At 63.6% G+C, this 20,442-nt stretch carries 17 protein-coding genes and 3 pseudogenes; 11 read left to right on the forward strand and 9 right to left on the reverse strand.

The window, feature by feature from the left end; translation table 11 throughout:
- Window positions 1-18: 18 nt before the first annotated feature.
- The 4 genes from DAD99_RS11045 to DAD99_RS11060 form a co-directional block, all read right to left on the reverse strand.
- The gene (locus DAD99_RS11045) at window positions 19-954 is read right to left on the reverse strand and encodes an ester cyclase (RefSeq protein ID WP_193341570.1); all 936 of its coding nucleotides are present in this window, start codon (window positions 952-954) and stop codon (window positions 19-21) included.
- Window positions 951-1,628 (reverse strand): alpha/beta fold hydrolase, encoded by a 678-nt coding sequence (locus tag DAD99_RS11050; RefSeq protein ID WP_193341571.1) that lies wholly within the window; start codon window positions 1,626-1,628, stop codon window positions 951-953. Before DAD99_RS11050 ends, DAD99_RS11045 begins: the two co-directional genes overlap by 4 nt.
- A gap of 65 nt (window positions 1,629-1,693) precedes the next feature.
- The gene (locus DAD99_RS11055; protein WP_185261694.1) at window positions 1,694-2,857 is read right to left on the reverse strand and encodes a hypothetical protein; all 1,164 of its coding nucleotides are present in this window, start codon (window positions 2,855-2,857) and stop codon (window positions 1,694-1,696) included.
- Window positions 2,858-2,923: 66 nt separating this feature from the next.
- On the reverse strand, window positions 2,924-3,916 hold the full coding sequence (locus tag DAD99_RS11060) for a LacI family DNA-binding transcriptional regulator (protein WP_185261693.1): 993 nt from the start codon (window positions 3,914-3,916) through the stop codon (window positions 2,924-2,926).
- Window positions 3,917-4,246: 330 nt separating this feature from the next.
- Here DAD99_RS11060 and DAD99_RS11065 point away from each other — a divergent pair, with 330 nt between their 5' ends.
- From DAD99_RS11065 to DAD99_RS11080, 4 genes and pseudogenes are all read left to right on the forward strand, one after another.
- Window positions 4,247-5,410, forward strand: coding sequence for an ABC transporter substrate-binding protein (locus DAD99_RS11065; RefSeq protein ID WP_185261692.1), 1,164 nt, complete (start codon window positions 4,247-4,249; stop codon window positions 5,408-5,410).
- Between the two features lie 94 nt (window positions 5,411-5,504).
- Complete coding sequence (locus DAD99_RS11070) at window positions 5,505-6,323, forward strand: carbohydrate ABC transporter permease (RefSeq protein ID WP_185261691.1); 819 nt, start codon at window positions 5,505-5,507, stop codon at window positions 6,321-6,323.
- Window positions 6,320-7,270 carry a carbohydrate ABC transporter permease gene (locus DAD99_RS11075; protein WP_193341572.1) on the forward strand — a complete coding sequence of 317 codons (951 nt, stop codon included), beginning with the start codon at window positions 6,320-6,322 and terminating at the stop codon, window positions 7,268-7,270. Before DAD99_RS11070 ends, DAD99_RS11075 begins: the two co-directional genes overlap by 4 nt.
- A gap of 161 nt (window positions 7,271-7,431) precedes the next feature.
- Window positions 7,432-7,952: pseudogene (locus DAD99_RS11080) on the forward strand (alpha-L-arabinofuranosidase C-terminal domain-containing protein); the annotation flags it as partial.
- A 43-nt stretch (window positions 7,953-7,995) separates the two neighbouring features.
- On the opposite strand, the gene DAD99_RS11085 reads toward DAD99_RS11080, so the two are convergent.
- Window positions 7,996-8,919: a LysR family transcriptional regulator gene (locus DAD99_RS11085; RefSeq protein ID WP_193341573.1), complete on the reverse strand. Its 924-nt coding sequence runs from the start codon at window positions 8,917-8,919 to the stop codon at window positions 7,996-7,998.
- A 180-nt stretch (window positions 8,920-9,099) separates the two neighbouring features.
- On the opposite strand from DAD99_RS11085, the gene DAD99_RS11090 reads away from it, so the two are divergent.
- Entirely contained in the window at window positions 9,100-9,540 is a 441-nt protein-coding gene (locus DAD99_RS11090) for a hypothetical protein (RefSeq protein WP_193341574.1), read from the forward strand.
- Between the two features lie 73 nt (window positions 9,541-9,613).
- On the opposite strand, the gene DAD99_RS11095 is transcribed toward DAD99_RS11090, so the two are convergent.
- Window positions 9,614-9,937, reverse strand: a complete 324-nt coding sequence (locus tag DAD99_RS11095) for a hypothetical protein (protein ID WP_193341575.1) — start codon at window positions 9,935-9,937, stop codon at window positions 9,614-9,616.
- A gap of 197 nt (window positions 9,938-10,134) precedes the next feature.
- Here DAD99_RS11095 and DAD99_RS11100 point away from each other — a divergent pair.
- Window positions 10,135-10,788: pseudogene (locus DAD99_RS11100) on the forward strand (SDR family oxidoreductase); the annotation flags it as partial.
- 289 nt (window positions 10,789-11,077) lie between these two features.
- Here DAD99_RS11100 and DAD99_RS21690 read toward each other — a convergent pair.
- Window positions 11,078-11,318: pseudogene (locus tag DAD99_RS21690) on the reverse strand (N-isopropylammelide isopropylaminohydrolase); the annotation flags it as partial.
- Window positions 11,319-11,475: 157 nt separating this feature from the next.
- Here DAD99_RS21690 and DAD99_RS11105 point away from each other — a divergent pair.
- From DAD99_RS11105 to DAD99_RS11115, 3 genes are all read left to right on the forward strand, one after another.
- Window positions 11,476-12,024 (forward strand): DUF4956 domain-containing protein, encoded by a 549-nt coding sequence (locus DAD99_RS11105; RefSeq protein ID WP_375372213.1) that lies wholly within the window; start codon window positions 11,476-11,478, stop codon window positions 12,022-12,024.
- 96 nt (window positions 12,025-12,120) lie between these two features.
- Window positions 12,121-13,539: a CotH kinase family protein gene (locus DAD99_RS11110; protein WP_193341576.1), complete on the forward strand. Its 1,419-nt coding sequence runs from the start codon at window positions 12,121-12,123 to the stop codon at window positions 13,537-13,539.
- Between the two features lie 83 nt (window positions 13,540-13,622).
- Window positions 13,623-14,396, forward strand: a complete 774-nt coding sequence (locus tag DAD99_RS11115; protein WP_193341577.1) for a GPP34 family phosphoprotein — start codon at window positions 13,623-13,625, stop codon at window positions 14,394-14,396.
- A gap of 42 nt (window positions 14,397-14,438) precedes the next feature.
- Here DAD99_RS11115 and DAD99_RS11120 read toward each other — a convergent pair whose 3' ends face one another.
- Both DAD99_RS11120 and DAD99_RS11125 read right to left on the reverse strand, forming a co-directional pair.
- Window positions 14,439-15,671 carry an amidohydrolase family protein gene (locus tag DAD99_RS11120; RefSeq protein WP_193341578.1) on the reverse strand — a complete coding sequence of 411 codons (1,233 nt, stop codon included), beginning with the start codon at window positions 15,669-15,671 and terminating at the stop codon, window positions 14,439-14,441.
- A gap of 106 nt (window positions 15,672-15,777) precedes the next feature.
- Window positions 15,778-17,235: a DUF3100 domain-containing protein gene (locus DAD99_RS11125; RefSeq protein ID WP_227007929.1), complete on the reverse strand. Its 1,458-nt coding sequence runs from the start codon at window positions 17,233-17,235 to the stop codon at window positions 15,778-15,780.
- Between the two features lie 145 nt (window positions 17,236-17,380).
- On the opposite strand from DAD99_RS11125, the gene DAD99_RS11130 reads away from it, so the two are divergent.
- Window positions 17,381-18,868 (forward strand): amidohydrolase family protein, encoded by a 1,488-nt coding sequence (locus tag DAD99_RS11130; protein ID WP_193341579.1) that lies wholly within the window; start codon window positions 17,381-17,383, stop codon window positions 18,866-18,868.
- A gap of 189 nt (window positions 18,869-19,057) precedes the next feature.
- Window positions 19,058-20,395, forward strand: a complete 1,338-nt coding sequence (locus DAD99_RS11135) for an amidohydrolase family protein (RefSeq protein WP_193341580.1) — start codon at window positions 19,058-19,060, stop codon at window positions 20,393-20,395.
- Window positions 20,396-20,442 lie beyond the last annotated feature (47 nt).

A 20,442-nucleotide genomic window follows, 5' to 3' on the forward strand; every position in this document is an offset into this window, starting at 1 on the left:
CTCCGGGAAGGTTGGTGGTCAGGCGGCGGTGGCTGGCTGGGGCAAGGCGATGCCTTGGTGGGCGAGGGCGAGTTCGTCGTAGGCCAGCCACTGCGCCGTAACGCGGCCTTCAACGAGATGGTGGTGGCTGATGAGGCTGAACTCGACAGGGCCCTTGGGCCCAGTACCGGCGATCCGCCACTGGGTGGCAACGCGCACCGGCAGCTTGTCCGACGCGGGCAGCGAGTACTGGTCATCCACCGTCACGGTCAGAAGTCCGAGGACGGCCCGCAGACCGGTAGCCCACTCCACCACTGCGCCGGCTCCGTCACGCTGGACGTCCGGGGCGAACGCGGTGGCGCAATCGGCGGCATAGAGCCCGGATTCAAACCGGCCTTCCAAAGCATTGGTGAATGCCTTCCGGACCAGGTCTCCCTCCGCCGTCCGGGTGAAGTCAAAGGACGGACGGGCCACCCGGGTTGCAGAGGGATACTCAGTAGCCTGCACGGCGTCCTCATGGGAGTATCCCAGCTGGCGTGCCTGAGCGAGCGGGTTGGCGCCCAGCCATTCCTCGACGATGACTTCGCCGTGCACAATACAGTTGGCTATCGCCGTGAATGTCACCGGCCGGCCGGTGGCGGGGCCGTAGACGGTGCCGCCGGTGTCGGTCCCGGTCCAGGTCCAGCGCATGGAGGTCCGGTAACCTTCCTCTTCGGAACCGGTCCAGATCGTGTCATCGATGACGCCGTGGAAGTCCGGGTAGGTGCGCAGCCGCGCGTGGGTGTTGGCGATGACGATCTCGTCGCCCACCAGGTCGCCGGCGTCGAGGTGGATTGCCGTGCTGGGCGCGTAGTACTTGCGGATGAGTTCGAGATCGCGGTGGGGCAGGTTCCAGATGTCGTAGGTGATGCGTTCGATGTAGTCGACGGGGCCGTCGAACCCGTAGGCCCGCAGCCCCGGGGGGGTGGTTGTCATGAAGTTTTCCTTCGGTTCCAGTGGTTGATGGTGTTGGCCGTTGCTTCCGGACCCTCAAGTGGCATGAGATGGCCGGCGCCGGACATGGTGTGGAGTTCGGCGTGTGGCATGGCAGTGGCAATGTCGTGGTGCATCTCCGGGGTGCAGAGCTGATCTTCGGATCCGGCGAGGACCAGAGTCCGTGCAGTGACCCGCTGCAAGTCGGGACGAAGGTCCCGGCGGCTTCGCTGGATGCCCAGCTGGTCGGCGAAGACTCGCGGTCCGAGGTGTTCGGCCATGGCTGTTCCAGTCCTGAGTAGGGCGGCGGTGATGCGTGCCGGCGCGAACAGGGCAGGCGCGAGGTCACTGGCGATTTCGGGGAAGGCACCAGCCGTGTTGCGTCGGACCAATTCTTCCCAGGCCTGCATCTGTTCGGGCCTGGGTCCCCGGGGGTTGGTCGAGATCAGCACTGCGGCGTGGAAGATTGACGGGTCTTTCACTGCCGCGGCCATCGCAACGATTGCACCGAGTGAGAGTCCGATGATTCCCACCGGCCCCTCCTGCCTCCGGGCAAGCTCGAGGAGATGCTCCGCCCCTTCGTCCAAGGTGGTGCCCTCGATCCGTGTGTCCACTGTCGCGCCGCCGAGGCAGAGGTAGGGATCCATAGCGGTAAAGATTTCGGCGGTACACAGCATGCCCGGCACCCTGATCCAGGTACGGATCCGTTGTGTCGCTGGGCGAAGCCCCATGATCTGCCCGCTCAGTCGTCGATTGTGGAGTATCGGACGACGTTCCACGCGGCGACGTAGCCGGCGGCGTCGGCGGCGTGGCCTTTGTCTTCGGCGTGCCGGATAGTTTCGGACGGCCATTCGAGACGGACGCGCCCGTCGCCGCTGTTCACGACCAGCATCTGGGCCTCGTCATCCATTGCGGTGAAGGTCCGCCAGGCTCCCGCCGGCACGGATATCGTGTCGTAGGGACGGAGGACGGTCGCCACCTTATGGTCGCCGTCGTTCAGGGTCACCAGCCATGTGCCGCGGTAGCCCATCAACACCTGGCTGTGGTCGTGGCGGTGCTGGAGCATGCCCTCGTCCTTGACCGCACGCAGCCACGCGAGGTTGAAGTTGTGCGGGTAGTGTATCGGCGGTACCTGGTCCCGGTCCTCTGTCATTCCGTAACCGATGACCGTGGCCAGCTCAGCCCCGCCGCCGGGCAGTTCATTACACAGGAACGGTTGGCTGCTCCACTTCAGATCGCGCTGGCGGACCACACGTTGCTGCATCTGCTCGGCGGTCCAGGTGCGCAGCCTGTCGATCTCGGCCTGGGGCAGGGGCGGGACGACCTCCACGTTTTCCGGGATCGTGTCGCCGGCCACCGTATCGATAAGGTCGTTGTCCAGGGTCAGGAAGAGGCCATGCTTTTCGGCCTCCTTCAGCACCGAGGGTCCCCAGATGATGCCTCCGGTGTTGTCGAAGCCCAAGGCAGTGAACAGCCAACCGTGCGAACCTCCCACATTGGTGAATCCACGGAAGATCCAGGTGGGAACGCTGACGATATCGCCCTCTTCGCAGATGAATTCGCCGTCGCTGCCGTCCGCGCCCCAGCGCATCTGCCAGGTTCCGCTCCAGTTCAGGAACACTTCGGCAGTGAAGTGGAGATGGAGGTTGTTCACCACGCCATCCGGCATGGCGGCGGCCCCGATATTGAAGCCGTGCGGTTCCCGAAGGTTCACGACCTGTTGTGCGCTCTGGGTCACCCCCGGCCCAATGATCGAGTAGTTCTCCTTGGTGTCGCTCCCGGGGGTGCGGCAGTCGATGAAGGCCTGGTTGCAGCTGACATAGTCACTGCGGCGGATGGTCCGGCGCCTCAGCTCATTTTCATCGACGACCTGGGTTGCTGTTTTCTGCTTCACGTTAACGTCCATGGGTCATGTATACGTATGTATCGCATGCATGTCAAGGTTTCGCTCGCGGATTGGGACGTGCGTCGACTAGGAGACGGTGTGAGTGCCGCGGGGCACGGCGGTCACCGGGTGGACGCGGCGAACCGGGTCCTCGGCCAGAGCCCCCGTCAGCCTGTCCACCAGAAGATTCGCGGCATCCCGGGCCATGTCGGCCAAGGGGATGGCGACGGTGCTGAGGTTGCAGATCGGCCAGCCGGAGGTGGGGATATCATCGATCCCGACCAGGGCAATGTCCTCGGGTACCCGGAGGCCAAGTTCCCGGGCCGCGTTCAGCGCGCCGATGGCGACCGAGTCGCTGATGCAGATGACGGCGCGGGGTGGGCGCTCGAGTGCCATAAGCTTGCGCATCCCCGAAACCCCGGAATCATGTCCGAACCAACCGCGTGCGATCCGCGAGGAACGCAAGGGGATATCGGAGTCAGCGAGCGCCTCCCGGATTCCGGTCTCGCGGTCGGTACTGGTGGAGGCTGCGGCCGGTCCCGCTATCAGCCCGATCTCGGTGTGGCCTGCAGACACAAGCATCTGGGCTGCTACCCGACCCGCTGCCAGGTTGTCCGCTACCACGCTGTCGGCTGCCACGATGCCGCCAATGCGGTTCAGCATGACCATGGGGATGCCTCGCTGCTGGAGTTCAAACGGCATCGTGGACTCCCGCCGCGTGGTCGTGAGCAGCACCCCGTCCACGGAGCGGTCCAGGAGTGGCGAGTAGGCAGCATCGTCATCCTCGCGTTCGGCCATCAGAACCATCCGGTAGCCGCGGGAGGCCAGGGCGTCGTGGATCGCCGGAAGTATCAGGGGGTAGAGGGGGTTGGCCAGATCGGCGACCATGGCCACCCGCTGTGTGGCTTGCGTTGAGAGTGAGCGGCCCATCTGGCTGGGAACGTAGCTTAGGGCCGCCGCCGCGTCCGCAATGCGGCGGCGCGTCTCCAAGGTGACCCGGGGATCCCCGCGCAGGGCACGCGAAACCGTCGGCTGGGATACTCCCGCCAAGCGGGCGACGTCACGACTGGTGGCAACCATTGTTGCCTCACTTTCCGGGTTCGGGCGGATGCTTCGATGTAAACATCTCACGGCAAGCCTATTGACAAGCATGTTAGCTATGCCACAGTCTATTACATACGTATTCATGCCCATAGGGGCACCTATCAATAAGGTGACGTTTTGAACTTTCCCAAAAGAATCGGTCGATCTCCCCTGTTGCTGGCTGTAGCCGCCCTTACGGTGGCGTCCCTGGCTGCCTGTGGCGCCGGCAGTCAGATTCCCGGTGCATCCGGCGCCCAGGGGACCTGTCTTGCTCCGGAACCCGCGGCCTCTGCCACCGTCAATGTGTTGGCTTACGGTGCCCCTGGCATGGACCCGTTTACCAGGGCCATGACGAGCGCCTGTAACGGAGTCAAGAATCTCAAGGTAAACCACTCACCGGTGGATTTCTCGGCCCAACTCGAAAAGGCGCCACTTTCGCTTTCCCAGCCGGCCGACGGCGCGTCCTATGACATTGTGGAGGTCTATAACACCACCCTGGTCGAGTACGCCTCCAAAGGATGGCTGGCGCCTCTGGACGAGTGGGTGGCCAAGAATGGTGAAGCCTCCGGTGTCAACGATATTGATCCGGCACTGCTGGAGAAGATGAAATACGACGGCCACCTCTACGCCCTGCCTAACCAGCAGAATGTCCACATTCTGATGTACCGCAAGGATATCCTCGACGGCCTGGGTATCCAGGCCCCCACGACCTATGACGAACTGTTTGCAGCGGCCGACAAGATCAGGGCAGCGGAAAAGTCTGAGACACCGTTCGTCGCTTCCTTCAACGCGGACAGCGATATCTCCACTGCGTTCAACAACGCACTGACCAGCCAAGGTGGCTCCTGGGTCAACAACGAGGGACGGCCCACACTTGCCTCCCCTGAAGGTGCAGCCGCGATCAACGACCTGCGCAAGCTCAAGTCCTACATGTCCAGCGACGCCCTGACCCTGAACAACGCCAAGGCCGTCGCCGCCCTGCAGAACGGGCAGGCAGCTATGGGTATCATTTATGCTGGCCGCGGTGCCACCCTGATCGACCCGGCCCTGTCCAAGTTCTCCAACGATTTCGCCTTCGCGCCTGCGCCGGCGGCAAAGGCAGGCGGGAAGCCGGCCGCCCAGTGGACCCAGGACGGTTTCGCCATCGCAAAGAACTCCAAGGTCGGATTCGACACACTCGCCGGAGTCCTGGCCACCTCGGTCGGAGACTCAGCCATGACCAACGGCGCCCCCTTCGCCGTCATTTCCCGGACCAGCAAGCTCAACGACCCCACGCTGCAGGCCAAAGCACCCTACTGGCAGGCAGCACTGGATACCCTTGAAGCGGGCGCGGACACGCTGCCGCTGAAGCCGTTCATGCCCACCATCCAGCAGAGCACCCGGTCCTTCATTGTCGAGGCAGTCAACGGCGCCGGGGACCCGATGGAAGCACTCGGAAAGGCAGACGCAGCGGCGAACTCCGCGCTGAAGTCCGCCGGGTACCTCAAGTAGCTTTTCCGCGGCGTATCCGCCACAACAGATTTAGGAGGTGGGTCCACTGAGACGACGCGAATTCTTCATCTTCGTCGGCCCCAGTATTTTGGTCATGACTTTGCTTATGGCCGGGCCCTTATTCATCACGGCCTTCGACAGCTTCAGGAAGGTCAGCTATGGCGACCCTGGTCTGTTCGTCGGGTTCGCCAACTATGCGGCCACGTTGGGTGACCAGCGTTTCTGGGCCGCCGCCGGGTTCACAACCGCTTACACCGCCGCGATGACGGCAGGAAAGATCGTTGGCGGGTACGTTGTTGGCCTCATGCTCAACGCCGTCCGCGCCAAGGCCCGGGCCTTCTTCCTTGGGCTGCTTCTGGTGCCCTATGTCGTGCCGACAGTAATCGGTGCACTCGTTTTCTCCTGGTTGTTCAACAGCACATTCGGCGGCCTCGTCAATGTCCTGCTGGCACCCCTGGGTATCGCACCGGACTGGTTCACCGATCCGACGGCGGCAAAGTTCCTACTCATTTCCCACAGCATCTGGCACGAGTCGGCGTTCGGCATCCTCGTCCTGGTGGCGGCCCTGCAGTCCGTCCCCCGCGAACGGATCGAGGCGGCCGCCCTCGACGGGGCCAGTTGGTGGCAGACCCAATGGCGCATCGTGATGCCCTCCATCCGGGGATTTATCGGCTTCATCGCCCTGATCTCAATCATGGACGGTTTCCGGGTCTTCGACAGCATCCGGATGATTACCCCGGCCGCCTCAACGGTCGGCACCGAGTCCCTCATGACCTATGTTTACAACGTCGCCCTAGGCGAAACCCAACAACTTGGACTCGCCAGCGCGATTAACGTCATCACGATCATCATCATTCTGACCTTCCTCGTACCCTTCATACGCCAAACATGGCGGGAGATGAAAACAGCGTGAGTGCACCCAATAACGTCAGCATGCTCACCCCGGCTTCGCCGCCGGTACCTGTCCCGGACAGGTCGGTCAACGACCGTCCGCCACGTCGGACCCGCGGGGCCCTGAGCAACACCACCATAGGACGCCGCCCCCGGTGGCGGACCGCACTGGCGTACACAGGGCTGTCGGTGGCGGCGTTTGTGGCAGTCTTCCCGTTCGTTTGGGCTTTCCTGACTTCCATCAAGCCCTACACGGACGCGTTCATCTCGCCCCCCGTCTGGAGCTTTACCCCCCAGATCACGGCCTACGAACAGCTCTGGTACGCCACCGAATTCGCCTCATTCGGTATGAACACCATCGTGGTCGGCGTGGTCACAGTCATCATTTCCCTGATCGTGGGGGCACCTGCGGCTTATGCGCTGTCCCGTTTTGACTCCCGGATCTCACTATGGCTCCTCGTTCTCGCCCTCGTCTTCCGCTCACTGCCGCGCTTCGTCGTTGTCCTGCCCTTCTACTCCATCGCACAGGCCCTCAACATCTACGACACCCAGCTGATGCTGATCATCGCCCTGGTCGCGGTGAACCAGCCGTTCACGATCTGGCTGTTGCGGAACTTCTTCGCCGAGCTGCCACGGGAACTGGAAGAAGCGGCCCAGATCGACGGCTGCAGCCGCTTCGGGGCATTCCGGCGGGTCATCATGCCCCTCGCCGGCCCCGGGCTGGTCACCGCAGGCATCTTCACGTTCCTGCTGGCCATCCAGGAATACCTGATTCCGGTCGTGTTGACACAACAGCATGCGACCACCCTGTCGGTGTTCATCGCATCGTTCGGGATTGCTGAAGACACCGCCCTCTACCAGCTGATCGCCGCCGCCAGTATTCTGCTGGCTCTCCCGATCATTGCTCTGGCCTTCCTCGCCCAAAAGTTCCTGGTCACTGGGCTGACAGGCGGGGCGATCAAGGGCTAAACCAATGACACACGGGTCCGTGCCGTGACCATTTGTGACTAAGCGTTTGGGTCGTGTGGCGGCTCTTTCCACCACACGACCCAATCGCTGTTCACGCCACCATGAACCGGTCCACTTGGACCCAATCTTCCCGGCCGGGCGCCTCGCCCGGGTCCGGCATCATCGAGTCCGTGATCGCCACCGCTGACGCCGTGCGTGCCAAGGGCAAACACAAAAAGCACATCAACCTGTCCTTCGACGAGTGGAGCGTCTGGCACCAGCGCGGCCTGGACACCGAGGACCAGCCGCACAACGTCGCCAAGGCGGGCTGGCGTGAGCACCCCGGGTCATCGAGGACAAGTACAACGTGACGGACGCGGTGGTGGTGGGCACCCTGCTGAACTCGCTGCTCCGCCACGGCGACCGCGTCAAGATCGCCAACCAGGGGCAGCTGGTCAACGTCATTGCCCCGATCCTCAGCGAGGAGAACGGTCCGGCCTGGAAGCAGACCATCTTCCACCCGTTCGCCCGCATGGCAGAGCTGGCCAAGGGCCAGATCCTGCGACTGTCCGTTGACTCGGACAAGTACGAGAATGCCCGCTTCGGCGGCACGGACCTGGTGGACGTCAGTGCAACATGGAACGAGGAAACGGGTCGCGTGGCACTGTTCTTCGCGAACCGCGGCCTGGAGGAAGCCGCCGACGGCGGGAGGTCCCGCCGTCGTCCGCTCACCGCCACGCGGTGGTTCAAGATGCCGACCGTGTGTCGAACGCCGCAGCCGATTCCCGCAGCAGGCGTGCGACGGTGTCCACCGGCGTGCTGGCTGATCGCCGCCGGTCGAACCGTCGCAGAACGATGCGACGGGTTCCGAGTCCGGGGACGTCCAGGACGTCCACTCCGTCGTGGGCGACGCCACTTAATGCCAGGGTGGGCACGATCGCAATTCCTTCGCCGGCGGCCACGAGTGCGAGTGCGGTCAGCGTTTCCTGGTACTGGTGCGCACTCTCCATCTGAGCGCCCGTTGACTGACGGAGCCGGCCGAGCACCGCAGCGTTCGCGGCTGTTGGGTCGACGCCGAGCCACGGAAGGGGCAGCCGGGCCAGGTCGATGTTCTCGGTGGTGAGCAGGGCGCCCGAGGGGACCACCAGCTTCCACGGCTCGTCCAGCAAGGGCTCCTCGATGATCCCGGCGGAGAGCGAACGCTGCTCGGCGGTGGTCGAATCGAGCTCCACCACCACGGCGTCGAGCTGGCGCTGGCGGAGCAGCCGCATCAGGTCCGGAAAGTCATCCTCGACGATCCGGATCTGCAATTGCGGGTACTGTGTGCGCCACTCGGGCAGGCGCGGGATCACCACCGTCCGGACAAAACTGGTGAATCCGCCCACGCGCACAATGCCAGCCACCGTGGCCCCGCCGTCGATCCGGGCGCGGGCAACGTTGAGAGCACGTTCAATCTCCTCGCCGGCTTCCGCTACTGCCAGGCCGGCGGGTGTCAAAACTGATCCTTTGGGCGTGCGCACCACCAAGGCATGCCCGGTTTCGTCTTCCAATTTGGTGAGCTGCTGTGAGACGGCCGAGGGGCTGATTCCCAGCTCGTCGGCGGCAGCCAGCACCCCGCCCGTGCGGGCAATCGCGAGAAGCACGCGCAGCCTGCGCGGATCGATGTCCATGTTAAGTAGTTCTAAACCATGTCTTCAGTGGAATGCAATTGCCCTAAAGGTGCATCGTCCTCATAATTGCTGTTAAAGCACAGGTCTGGGGGAGCATCCGGGCCTTCCAAACACACGCATAGCCGGCCATTTACGCTCCGCCCAGCTACGGCAGCCGGGCAACACCTCTGAAAGGACATCATGGAACTGCTGTGGGAAATTGCAGGTTGGTCAGGGGCAGTTCTGATCCTGTCGGCATACCTGTCTGTCTCCATGGGTTGGTTGAAGGCCGGCAAGCACTTCCAAGTAGCCAACCTCATCGGCGCATGTGCCTTCATCATCAACGGTGCGGTCCACGAAGCGTGGCCCTCAGTGGTCACGAACGTTGCCTGGTGCCTTATTTCCGCCATCGCGATTCTTCGTATGCGGTCCACGCAAGAGTCGCCGGTGGCCCCAGTTGAGGCGCCGCAGGTGCAATTTCCGGGTGTTCCTGACACAACAGGCCAAATCGCTGTTGTCGAGGCAATTACTTTTGCCGTTCATGGCGACGTCGCCGCACGCGCGGCAGAATGCCAGGCCAGCCTGCGCGACGGGCGGGCAACGGATTCAGCGATCCACAGTAGCGCCGCGGTGAAGCGCTGACGGCAGAGAGTCACAAAACTCCGAAGCGCGGTCTACACCAGCGGCCACGGGCCTGACGGGGACACCACCGTCGTCAGGAGCTGAGGTCCCAGTGCACCCGGATGGCCTCGGCCATGGGGCCGGCCGTGACGTCCACCCGGAAAGCAACAGGCGCGGTCCCCGTCTCTTCGATGACCGAGTCACTGTACACGCGGCCGCAGGAGGGACACAGAGTATAGAGATCCTCATCCGCAGGCCATTCCGCCAGCTCCGCGGGGACCGGGATGTTCTCCCCGATGTAGACGGGGACGCCGTCTGAGTTGGCCTGAATCAACCCGTCCTTGCTGACAGTGTTCCCGCACAAGCAGACAATGGTGGTGACATCATGGCCGATCACTTCGGCGGATTCAGTGTCCATGATGACCTTCCCGGCGCTGGAAGAGACGTGCTGATATCAGCTTATGCCTGCTGATCCGCACGGGCGCCTTGGAATTGGCGCGCCATCCTAGCGTCCGATGGCGGCTGGTCGTTCGATCCCCGCCAGCGTGGTCCGTGGGACGATAGGTCAAGGACGTCCGCTCGTAGCCGCGCTCGGCGAACACGCGGAAGGAAGGCGGCCGGGTCATCGCCGCCGACATCAGCAAGGAACGGCTCGACGACCTGATTCTTGAGAACGCCGGACTGGACCTGGTCCCCATCGCGGGCGAGATCTCCACCGAAGAGACCGTGGCCGCCGTCGTCGCTGCCGCCGGCGGACGCGACGATGCCCTGGCGAACGTCGCAGGCATCATGGACAACATCGCACCCATCCATGAAGTGGACGACGAGCTCTGGGACTGCGTCTTCCGGATCAACGTCACCGCCCTCATGCGCCTCACCCGCGCCGTGGTGCCCCTGATGCTCGACGCCGGCACCGGCTCCGTGGTCAACGTCGCCTCCGAGGCCGGCCTGCGCGGGTCCGCCGCCGGCGCCGCCTACACCGCGTCCAAGCACGCCGTCGTCGGCCTGACCAAAAACTCCGCCGTGATGTACGGGCCCAAGGGACTGCGCTTCAACGCCGTGGCACCAGGCCCCACCATCACCGGCATCGTGGCCAACTGGGGATCCCAGCTCGCGGCCGAACGCCTCGGCCCGCTGATGCAGGCCACCGTCCCCACGCCCGCCACCGCCGCGCAGCTCGCCGCGTCCATCACGTTCCTGCTCAGCGACGACGGCACCAACATCAACGGCGCCATCCTCGCCTCCGACGGCGGCTGGTCGGCCCTGTAGGGGAGCGGTACCCAACTCCAGCTGACGACGGCGGGACGTCCCGCCGTCGTCCGTTCCTGCCTCCGCTGATTCGTCATTGTGGCAAATCCCGGCCCCACACCCCCAAGGGGTGGGTGGGCATGCTGGAGGGCAGCGCCTGATTCCAACGTGCCTGCTGCCAAGGCACCCGAGGCCAGGACCATCGTGCTGATCGCCCTGCTGCAGGCGGCCGGACTGCTCGGCAAGGTCTTCCCGGCAGCGGATCTGACCCGGGCAAAATGAGCTGTCGAAGGACTATTGGCCGTCCCGTGCGGTCCATGACGGTGCTCGTGATGGTCTCGCCATCGACCAGGACGATGTCCGCCCGGTCTCCGGGAGCCAGGCCCGGCCGGTCGTCGGGGCTGGTGAGGCGCTGGTGTGTGTGATCGATCAGCCCTCCCCTTGCGAAGCCGGTGTGTGAAGGCCAACTGCCACGTGCGGTGGAGCATGTCGCAATTGCCGTAGGGGCTCCGGCAGTCCCTCTGCCCGTCCTCGCCCAACCCGACTCGGATCCATTCATAAGCCAAGCTGTCCGTACACACAGAATCAGCACAGGGTAAGGCGGAAGTTTAGATACATACCCCCTGAACGCTGAACCTGGAGACGCTCATTAATACACTAATTTTCATTGCCGCCGATCTTTTGGCCATCGCAGTACTGGCATTTTTCTTGTATCTTCGCCGACACCGGCGCAGAGACCTCGTGGTTTCCTACCTCGGGATCAACGTAGGCGTCCTCGCTGTGGCGACGGCCCTCTCAAGTTCCAGTGCTGGCGTCGGGCTTGGCCTAGGACTGTTTGGGGTCCTCTCCATCATTCGACTTCGCTCTACAGAACTGTCCCAGCATGAAGTTGCCTACTACTTTTCGGCTTTGGCTCTTGGCCTGATTGGTGGCCTGGGTGTTGAGCCGGTATGGATCTCCGTATCCCTGATGGCCTTAATCCTCGTAGTCATGTTTCTGGCCGATAATCCACGGGTGCTCCCCGCATACCGTCATCAGAGCGTAGTTCTCGATCAGGCAATTGCAGAACCGTCAGCACTGAAGTCCAGGCTCGAAGAGATCTCTGGCGGCACCGTCCACACGGTGATAGTTGAGTCATTGGATCTGGTCAATGACAAGACGCTGGTAAATGTGCAATTTGAGATCCACCCCCAGACGCAGCCAGCAAACTGGGGACCGCCTCAGGAACGCCGGCGCAGACCACTGGCCAGGGCCTAGGAAAAGCCGGTGCCTTCCTGCCAGCCGATGGCATCGTGCACTGCAGAGAAGCCTGCCAAGTCCCTTCGCACTTCCCCTGAACCAAAGGACGTCATCATGACCCAGTCATCGTTTTTCAAGAAAATTCGAACCAAAGCAACTACTGTCACGGTAACTGCTGGAGTTCTTGCCCTGATGCTGTCTGGATGCTCTGGTCCAGCCACCACCGATTCAACGCAGACCGGTCAGATGCAGAGCTCTGTTACCGGAACGTCGGGCACAGAAACATCGCTCGCCGGGACAGTGGACCTATTCGACACAGCGACCTCTCACGAGATCAGCATCGAGTGGGACGAAGCCGACTATGCCGCCATGATCGCTGATTATGAGAACGATTCTGATAAGTCCTGGATCAGCGCCGACATCACCATTGACGGGACCTTGATCGAAAACGTCGGAGTACGGCTGAAAGGAAACTCCACGCTGAGGACTCTGGGTGGAACCGAGTCCGGGCCGCCCGCGGGTGCGGGCGGCGGCATACGTCCTGGAGAAGTCGCAGATGGCGGACCTCCCGCCGGATTCACCCAAGATGATTCGAACGTTATTTCCGCCGATGATCCGGCCTCTTTACCTCTGCTGATCCGCTTCGACAAGTATGTCGATGATGCTGACTATGAAGGTCTGACGGAACTGGCTCTTCGCCCTAGCACCCCCGTTATCAACGAGGCATTAGCGTTGTCTATAACTGCAGCAACTGACCAGATTACCCAGCGCTACACCTACACAACGTACTCGGTCAACGGATCACCAACGCAGACTCGTCTGTTGCTGGAAAACCCGGATGAGGAGTACGCGGAGAACCTGGATAACGGAAACAACGTGGTGTTCAAGGCAGATTCTGAATCCAGCTTTACCTACCAAGGCGACGACCTTGAGACGTACGAGGAACAATTCAAGCAACTGAACAAAACTGACTCCCAGGACGCTACGCCAATTGTCAGCTTTCTGAAGTGGTTGGACGACGCCGATGATGCCACATTCGATGCAGAGCTGAGTACCTGGGTGGACGTGGACTCATTTGCCAAGTACGCCGCAACGCAGAATCTGTTGGCCAACGCCGACGATATGACGGGCGCTGGGCAGAATTACTACCTTAGCTACGACCTCACAACCAAAAAAATTACTGTCATCTCGTGGGACTTGAACGAAGCTCTGATCAACAACGCCACGGCCAGCCCCGACACAGTGTTGACCATGGGGGGCGGACAAGGCGCGGCCGCCGGAACGAACAGCACCACATTCAAGAGCCGCTTTCTGGCCTCGACGGTCTACAAAGGTCTTTACGATTCCGCTTACCAGGAGCTCTACTCAAAAGTATTTGTTGACGGGACGGCCCAGGCACTCCTGGCATCTGTTACCTCGTCGATTCCTGCAAGCGACGCATTAACCTCATCGACCATTGCCGAGAGCTCCGCCATTGTTGGCACATTTCTTCAGCAGCGGGCCGAAACGCTTGAAGAAACTCTGCGCATCTAGCGGCCGGACGTCCCGCCGTCGTCCGCTTCTGCCTCCGCTAATTCGCCATTGTGGTGGGCGCCCAACAGGGCCACCATGTTCGTATGGACGTTGAAACCCCAAAGGCGACGGAGCTGAACCTTCCCCAGGCCTTCCTCCTTCTGGCAACGAACGACGTGAACGGAAAGCCCGAAGTGCCGGTGTTCGCACTCAGGACAACTGTGGCGGGGGCAATATTGGCCGAGCTGGACCTGATCGGTGCGATCGAGCTGCAGGGGAAGCGCGTCAGGGCCACCGGCGAGGCCCCGGAAACAGAATTCCAGCGCGAGCTCGAAGTCATCCGTGGCAAATCCCGGCTCCACACCCCCAAGGGGTGGGTGGGCATGCTGGAGGGCCGCGCCGGAGTGCAGCGTGTCTACGAAGCGATGGCGTCACTGGGCATCGTGGAACATGTCGGCGAAAAGCATCTGGGGCGGTTCAGGGCTGTGCGGTACCCGGAGAAGGACCACGCTCCGGAGGCGGCCCTCCTCGAAAAGATCCAGGCCGCACTCAGCGGTGCGCCGTCCGATCTTGAGGCGCCCGAAACTACGGCGCCTCATTCCGGGACCAGTGATGCCGTGGCGACTGACGATGTGGCGACTGATGCTGTGGCGACCGATTCCCCGGAGCCCGCCGCCAAGCCTGATGCCAAGGCACCCGACGCGAGGACCATCGTGCTGATCGCCCTGCTGCAGGCGGCCGGACTGCTCGGCAAGCTCTTCCCGGCAGCGGATCTGACCCGGGCAACTGAGCTGTCGAAGGACTATTGGCCGTCCCGTGCGGTGGAGGACGAACTTCGGATGATCAGGCTGGCGGAGCAAGAAGCGGCCAACCTGTGAAGCTGCCGGCAGACCGCTAGGCACGGGAGCCGCCGGGCTTCCTTATGCGGCCGGGTTCGGAAGAACCATCAGGCTGTCGGCGACGAGTCTGCCATCGTGGATGACGGTGCGGTCGGTGCCGCGGTCCATGACGGTGCTCGTGATGGTCTCGCCATCAACCAGGACGATGTCCGCCCGGTCTCCGGGAGCCAGGCCCGGCCGGTCGTCGGGGCTGGTGAGGCGCTGGACGGTCCGGTCCATGATGGACGCGCCTCCGATGGTGGCGATCGCCGCGCAGTGCTCGATCAGCCGGTCCTTGCGCAGCCGGTGTGTGAAGGCCAACTGCCACGTGCGGTGGAGCATGTCGCAATTGCCGTAGGGGCTCCAGTAGTCCCTCTGCCCGTCCTCGCCCAACCCGACACGGATCCCCGCCTCGGTCATCCGGGCGAGGTCGAATTGCGACCCGCCGCTTGCCGGGGCGACCGTCGCCCAGGCAATGTCGAGATCGGCCATCTGCTCCACCAGCCGAGCGGTCACATCGGGGTGGACATTGGCGAGATCGTACGCGTGGGACAGCGAGACGCGACCCTCCATCCCCAGCGCGCGGGTGCGTTCGAAGATAAGTTCCGCGCTGAAAACCCCCAGGTGGCCAGGCTCGTGCAGATGAATGTCGACGTCGACGCCGTACTTCTCCGCCAGACCGAAGACGATGTCCAGATGGCGGACCGGGTCACGGTCCAGCTGGCAGGGATCAATGCCGCCGATGGTTGTCGCACCCGCGCGGAGGGCCTCCTCAAGGAGCGGGACAGTGCCGTCCTCGAGCAGCAGGCCTGCCTGCGGGAAGGCCATGACTTCTACATCGGCGGCGTAGGCAAAGTGCTGTTTGGCGGTCATGACTGCCTCGAAGCGCTCAAGCTTGCAGTCCACGTCGATCTGGGCGTAGGAACGGACGCGGGTGGTGCCCCGCGCAATCATCCGTTCCAGGGTTCCCCGCACTACATCGCCGTAGGGGATGGGGGTGTCGCGCCAGTTTTCCCGGTCGTTGCGCATCATGTTCCACACACCGGGAGAGGCTGTGTGCTCCCGGAACGGCAGCCCGATCCGGGTCGAGTCGAGGTGGACGTGCACGTCCGTGAACGCGGGCACGGCGATCCGGCCCCGTCCGTCGACGTCCGCGCCGGCGGCGTCTGCAGCTACGACAGCGGTCCCCGCGGGGTGAACGGCCGCGATCCGTCCTTGGCGAACTTCAAGGTCGACGGCGTCCCCGCCCCAGGGGCGGACGTTGGTAATGAGCATTGTTCATTCCTTTCGGCTGGGCTATGAATGACGGCTGGGGAGACACCGATCCCGCGGGACCGGTGCCTCCCCTACCGCAGTATGTACTGGAAGAAGCATGTACCAGCTAGAAGTGAAAGGCAGCCTGCGCGATAGCTGCTGCGGCGACGAAGCTCGCCGTGAACGTCATCAGGGCGACGATGACGATCTTCCAGCTCAGTGAGCGCAGGGCCTTGACGTCACGGCCAAGCGACATGCCGATCAGGGCAATCATGGGCAGGCCGGCGAAGAGGACGCTGATGTGCTGCGTAGCGGAGGCAACGAAGGGGCCCATGGGCAGGAAAGTCGCGGAGGCGATGGTTGCCAGAGCCAGGACCCAGATGCTGGACGGAACCACCGGGACGAGCTTGGCGAGCACAAGGGCGACGGCGGTGAGGGCCAGCAGGATGAGGATGCCGACGGCATCCAGTGGCAGCAGTGAACCTGTACCGAGGGCGTTGAGCAGGAAGCCGGCCACCCCGGTCGCGGCGAACGCGATCAGCCACGTCCTGGGTGTCCGGACAACAACGGGATCCTCTTCGATGCTGTTGACGTCCACGGTGTCGATGCCCGAGGCCCCACGGGACTCGAGCGCTGCGGCGCCCGGGCGTGCCTGGCCTGAGCTGCCCGCTTGGGTTCCAGCCGCAGCGCCTATGAGGGCGCCGCGGGGGACACGGCGGCCAAGGTCGTCCCGCCCGAAAATGCGGGACCACATTTTGTAAAGCTTCTGGCACATCGGCAGCGCGATAAAGACACCTGCGTAGAACCCGACGATGTTGGTGACGAGGTTGGACAGTGCGGCGAGGGCCATGATCTCCCCGGCCATCTCCGGATACAGGATGGACAGGGCGCCCACGCCCCCGAGCATCATGGAGGCGGACCCCAGTCCCAGGCCCAACGCGAGGGCCCGGGGATCAAAGAAGTCCATTCCGCCGAGCAGACCGGCCAGGAGGGAGATGAACACGGCGCCAAAGACGCTGCCCAGCACCCACACGGCGAACACGCCGCGGTACTCGGGGGAGCGGACACCAAAGCGCTGGATGGCGAAGGCAAGGTACGACTCACGGTCGATCGACCAGGTGGCGCCGATCGCAGTGCGGCCCAGGCCAAGGGCCACCGCGACCGGCAGGGCCAGGATCACCGTGCCGAGCACGTGCCCCACCTCTTGCAGGAGTATTGCAGGGCCGAGGCCGGTGAACTTCGTCAGCGACGGACCTATCTGAGTGCCCAGACCTGCCAGGAAGAAAACTATGGATACGTCCATCAGGTGGGTGGACACCGCACGGGCACGCCCGCCGATGGGTTTCCATTTCTGGACACCGAGGAATCCGCCGATGAGCACGGTCCACAGGATGGGCATCAGGACGATTGCGGCCGGGCCGAGCTGGAACTTGTGAGTGCCGATCAAGATGGCTGCGGCACAGATGGCGGTGGAGAGTGCGATCATCACCAGCCACAGGGCGGGGCGGGCGCGGAAAGAACGGGACGGCGGCGCGTCCACAAGGGCGGACACGGAGCCGCCTGTGGTCTTCGCTTCATTGCGCATGACGCAGGCCTTTCGAGGGGGGATCAGGAATCAGAACTAAAACATCCCGCATTGCGGAACCTGGTTCTTGGTATACCAAGTGACTGTATACTCGTACTCATTGAGAGGCAAGTCACATTTATCCGCTGTTCGCCAAGGAGGCACGTTGTACAAGAAAATCTCGGCCCGGTACGTTCTGGGGTTCGACGGAACAGGGCACACGCTCATCGAGGACGGCGAAGTTGTCTTCGAGGGGGATTCCATCGTTTTCGTGGGGCGCGGCTATGTGGGCCCGGTCGATGAGGAGCACCACTATGGCCAGAGTTTGGTTATGCCTGGCCTGATAGACCTCGACGCCCTCGCCGACATCGATCACCTCATCCTGGACTCGTGGCCTTCGCCCGATGCCGCCGCCGGCCACCTGTGGTCGGAGGACTACTTCGCCAACCGTCGCCGGGACGTGTTCACGCCCTCGGAGCGCGCCACGGTCCGCGAGTTCGCCTTGGCGCAGCTCGCCCTGCACGGCATTACGACCTACATGCCGATCGCCTCGGAAATCCACAGTTCCTGGGCCGAAGGCCTCGATGAGCTTGTGGACATGGCGGAGACAAGCCGCCGGATCGGACTGCGCGGCTACCTGGGGCCGGCCTACCGTTCCGGGGTCCATGTCATCACCGCAGCAGGCGACCGCGAGGTCCACTTCGACGAGGCCCGGGGGCTTGCAGGCCTGCGCGACGCAGAGCGCTTCATGGACTATGCCGCGGGTCTCGCGGACCCGCTCGTCACCGGGGCCCTGCTGCCGTGCCGCATTGAGACGCTGTCCGAAGACCTGATGCGGCGGACGGCGCAGATCGCCAGGGAACGGGACTCGCTGGTCCGGCTGCACTGCCTCCAGTCCCCGCTCGAGGACGGGCTCCTGCAGCAATCCGCCGGACGCGGCGTCCTGGAACTGCTCGAATCCACCGGCCTGTTCGGCACGCGGCTTCTGATCCCGCATGGTGTGGTGATCGACGGTAAGGACCCTGCCGCGTCAGCGCCGGGCGGCCCGCTTGACACGCTGGCCCGCCACGGCGTCAGCATTGTCCATTGCCCGCTGACATCGTTCCGCTACCAGAAGCAGCTTGTGTCATTCGACCGTTTTCGCGAGGCAGGCATCAACATTTGCCTGGGTACTGACTCCTTCCCGCCGGATCTTGTGCGCGGCATGGACGCGGGCATGCACCTGACCCGGCTGGACGAGGGGAGGCCTGACGCCGGGACCCTGGCCGACTATTTCGACGCCGCCACCCTCGGCGGCGCGCGGGCCCTTGGGCGCGCTGACCTGGGGAGGCTTGCCGCCGGCATGCAGGCGGACATCACGGTGGTCTCCCTGTCCGACTTCGGCGACGGCGTCGTCGAAGACCCGCTGCGGACGCTTGTGCTCAACGGGACAGCGCGCCAGGTGACCGACACCTTCGTGGCAGGGCGCCCGGTCGTGGTTGGCGGCGCCCTTCCCGGCATAGATCTCGTCGCGCTGCGGGTTGAGGGGCAGCGGCTGTTCGACGCGATGCGGGCGGCCTACTCGGTACGGGACGCCCGGCTCCGGGAGCCTGACGAGCTGTTTCCGCCCACCTATCTACACGCGGAAATCGCTCAGCCGATCGCTGTCCGGTAACGACCGCAACCTTCGCCTCTTCATTCGGTCACTCTTGGTTTGGTATACCAAAGGCGATAGAATGAAGTTACTCGAGGGCTTCCAGCACACTGCGGTGGAAGCCGCTCCGCCCTCGGTGGAACCACCACTTTGACCTATCGACACCGGACCCGCGCCCCTGCCTCAGGGCCTTTCTCATTGGAGAGAACAATGTGCCTGCACGATCACACCTCCGCTGTCCTGCCACCAACTGCTGTTCCCCGCCGCGGCATCCTGGCCGGAGCGGCCGCCCTGGCGGGAATCTCGGTGGCAAGCCTGGCTGCCCAGCTCGGAAGTGCCCCGGCGGCGAGGGCAGCGGGCAACACATCAGGCCCCGGCTATCCTGACCGCCCCGCTTCGCCCCCGCCGATGATCATCGAGGGCGGCACCATAGTGGACCCCAAAACGGGCAACGCAGTGCAGGACGGGGTCCTTGTGCTGGAAGGAGGCAAGGTCACCGCGGCCGGCACCCGGGACGAAACACGGCGTGCGGTAGCCGCCCTTGCAGGCCGTGCCCGCATCGTGGATGCCTCCGGGCGGTGGGTGCTTCCCGGCCTCATCGACGTGCATGTCCATGCGAACGCGCTTTCGGATGCGCGGGCCATCCTGCAGGGCGGAGCGACCAGCGTCAGAAGTGGTTCAAGCAGCTTCTACCAGGACGTGGCCCTCGCTGCCCTGCCTGCCTGGGCCGCCGGCGCCTCACCCCGGATGAGCCCCGCCGGGCTGTTCATCTCACCCGATCTTGGGGCCTCGCTTCTTGCAGACCCGGACCTTGCACCGCTTGCATCCCTGGTCGGGGGAGTCACCGCACCGACGGACCTTGCCTACATCACCCGCGTCAACCTGAAACGCGGTGCACAGGTGATCAAGACCCGGGCCAATCCCCGGGCAGGCCTGGCGGAACAGGACCCCCGCGAACTGGTCTACACCTACGAACAGCTCTCTGCAGTGGTTAAGGCCGCAGGCAAAGCAGGCGTGCTTTGCCACGCCTACAGCGCAGAGGGGATAGACGGTGCCGTCCGGGCCGGTGTGCGCAGCATCGAGCACGGCGTCTTCGTCAGCGAGGAGACCATCTCGCTGATGGCCCGCCGTGGCACTTACTTCACACCCACATTGGACGCCATCACGAGCATGGCTGGTTCTTCCAACCCGATTCTTGCCGCCCGCGGCACGGAGTTCACGCCCATCATCAAAGCAGCCGTGAGGGCTGCCCATGAAGCCGGTGTGACGGTGGTGGCAGGGACGGACTCCTTCGGATCCGATGTGACCCCCATAGGCACAGAAGCGCGTCTGCTTGCTGAGGCCGGGCTTTCACCACTGGACGCGCTACGGGCCGCGACAGTCAACGCCGCCGCCCTGCTCGGCTGGAGTGAGAGTGCAGGACGCCTGGTACGCGGTTCCTTTGCAGACGCGATCATCGTGGATTCTGATCCCTTGAACAGTGCCTCGGCCCTGGAAGAAATAAGGGCAGTGGTGGCGCAGGGAGTCCTTGTACGGAATGACCTCTGATCGGTCGGTACGGACAAACGTGACGCTGTCCCCTGCCACCTTCCTCC

This window comes from Pseudarthrobacter sp. AB1 (genome assembly GCF_014926485.1).
Taxonomy (GTDB): Bacteria; Actinomycetota; Actinomycetes; order Actinomycetales; family Micrococcaceae; genus Arthrobacter.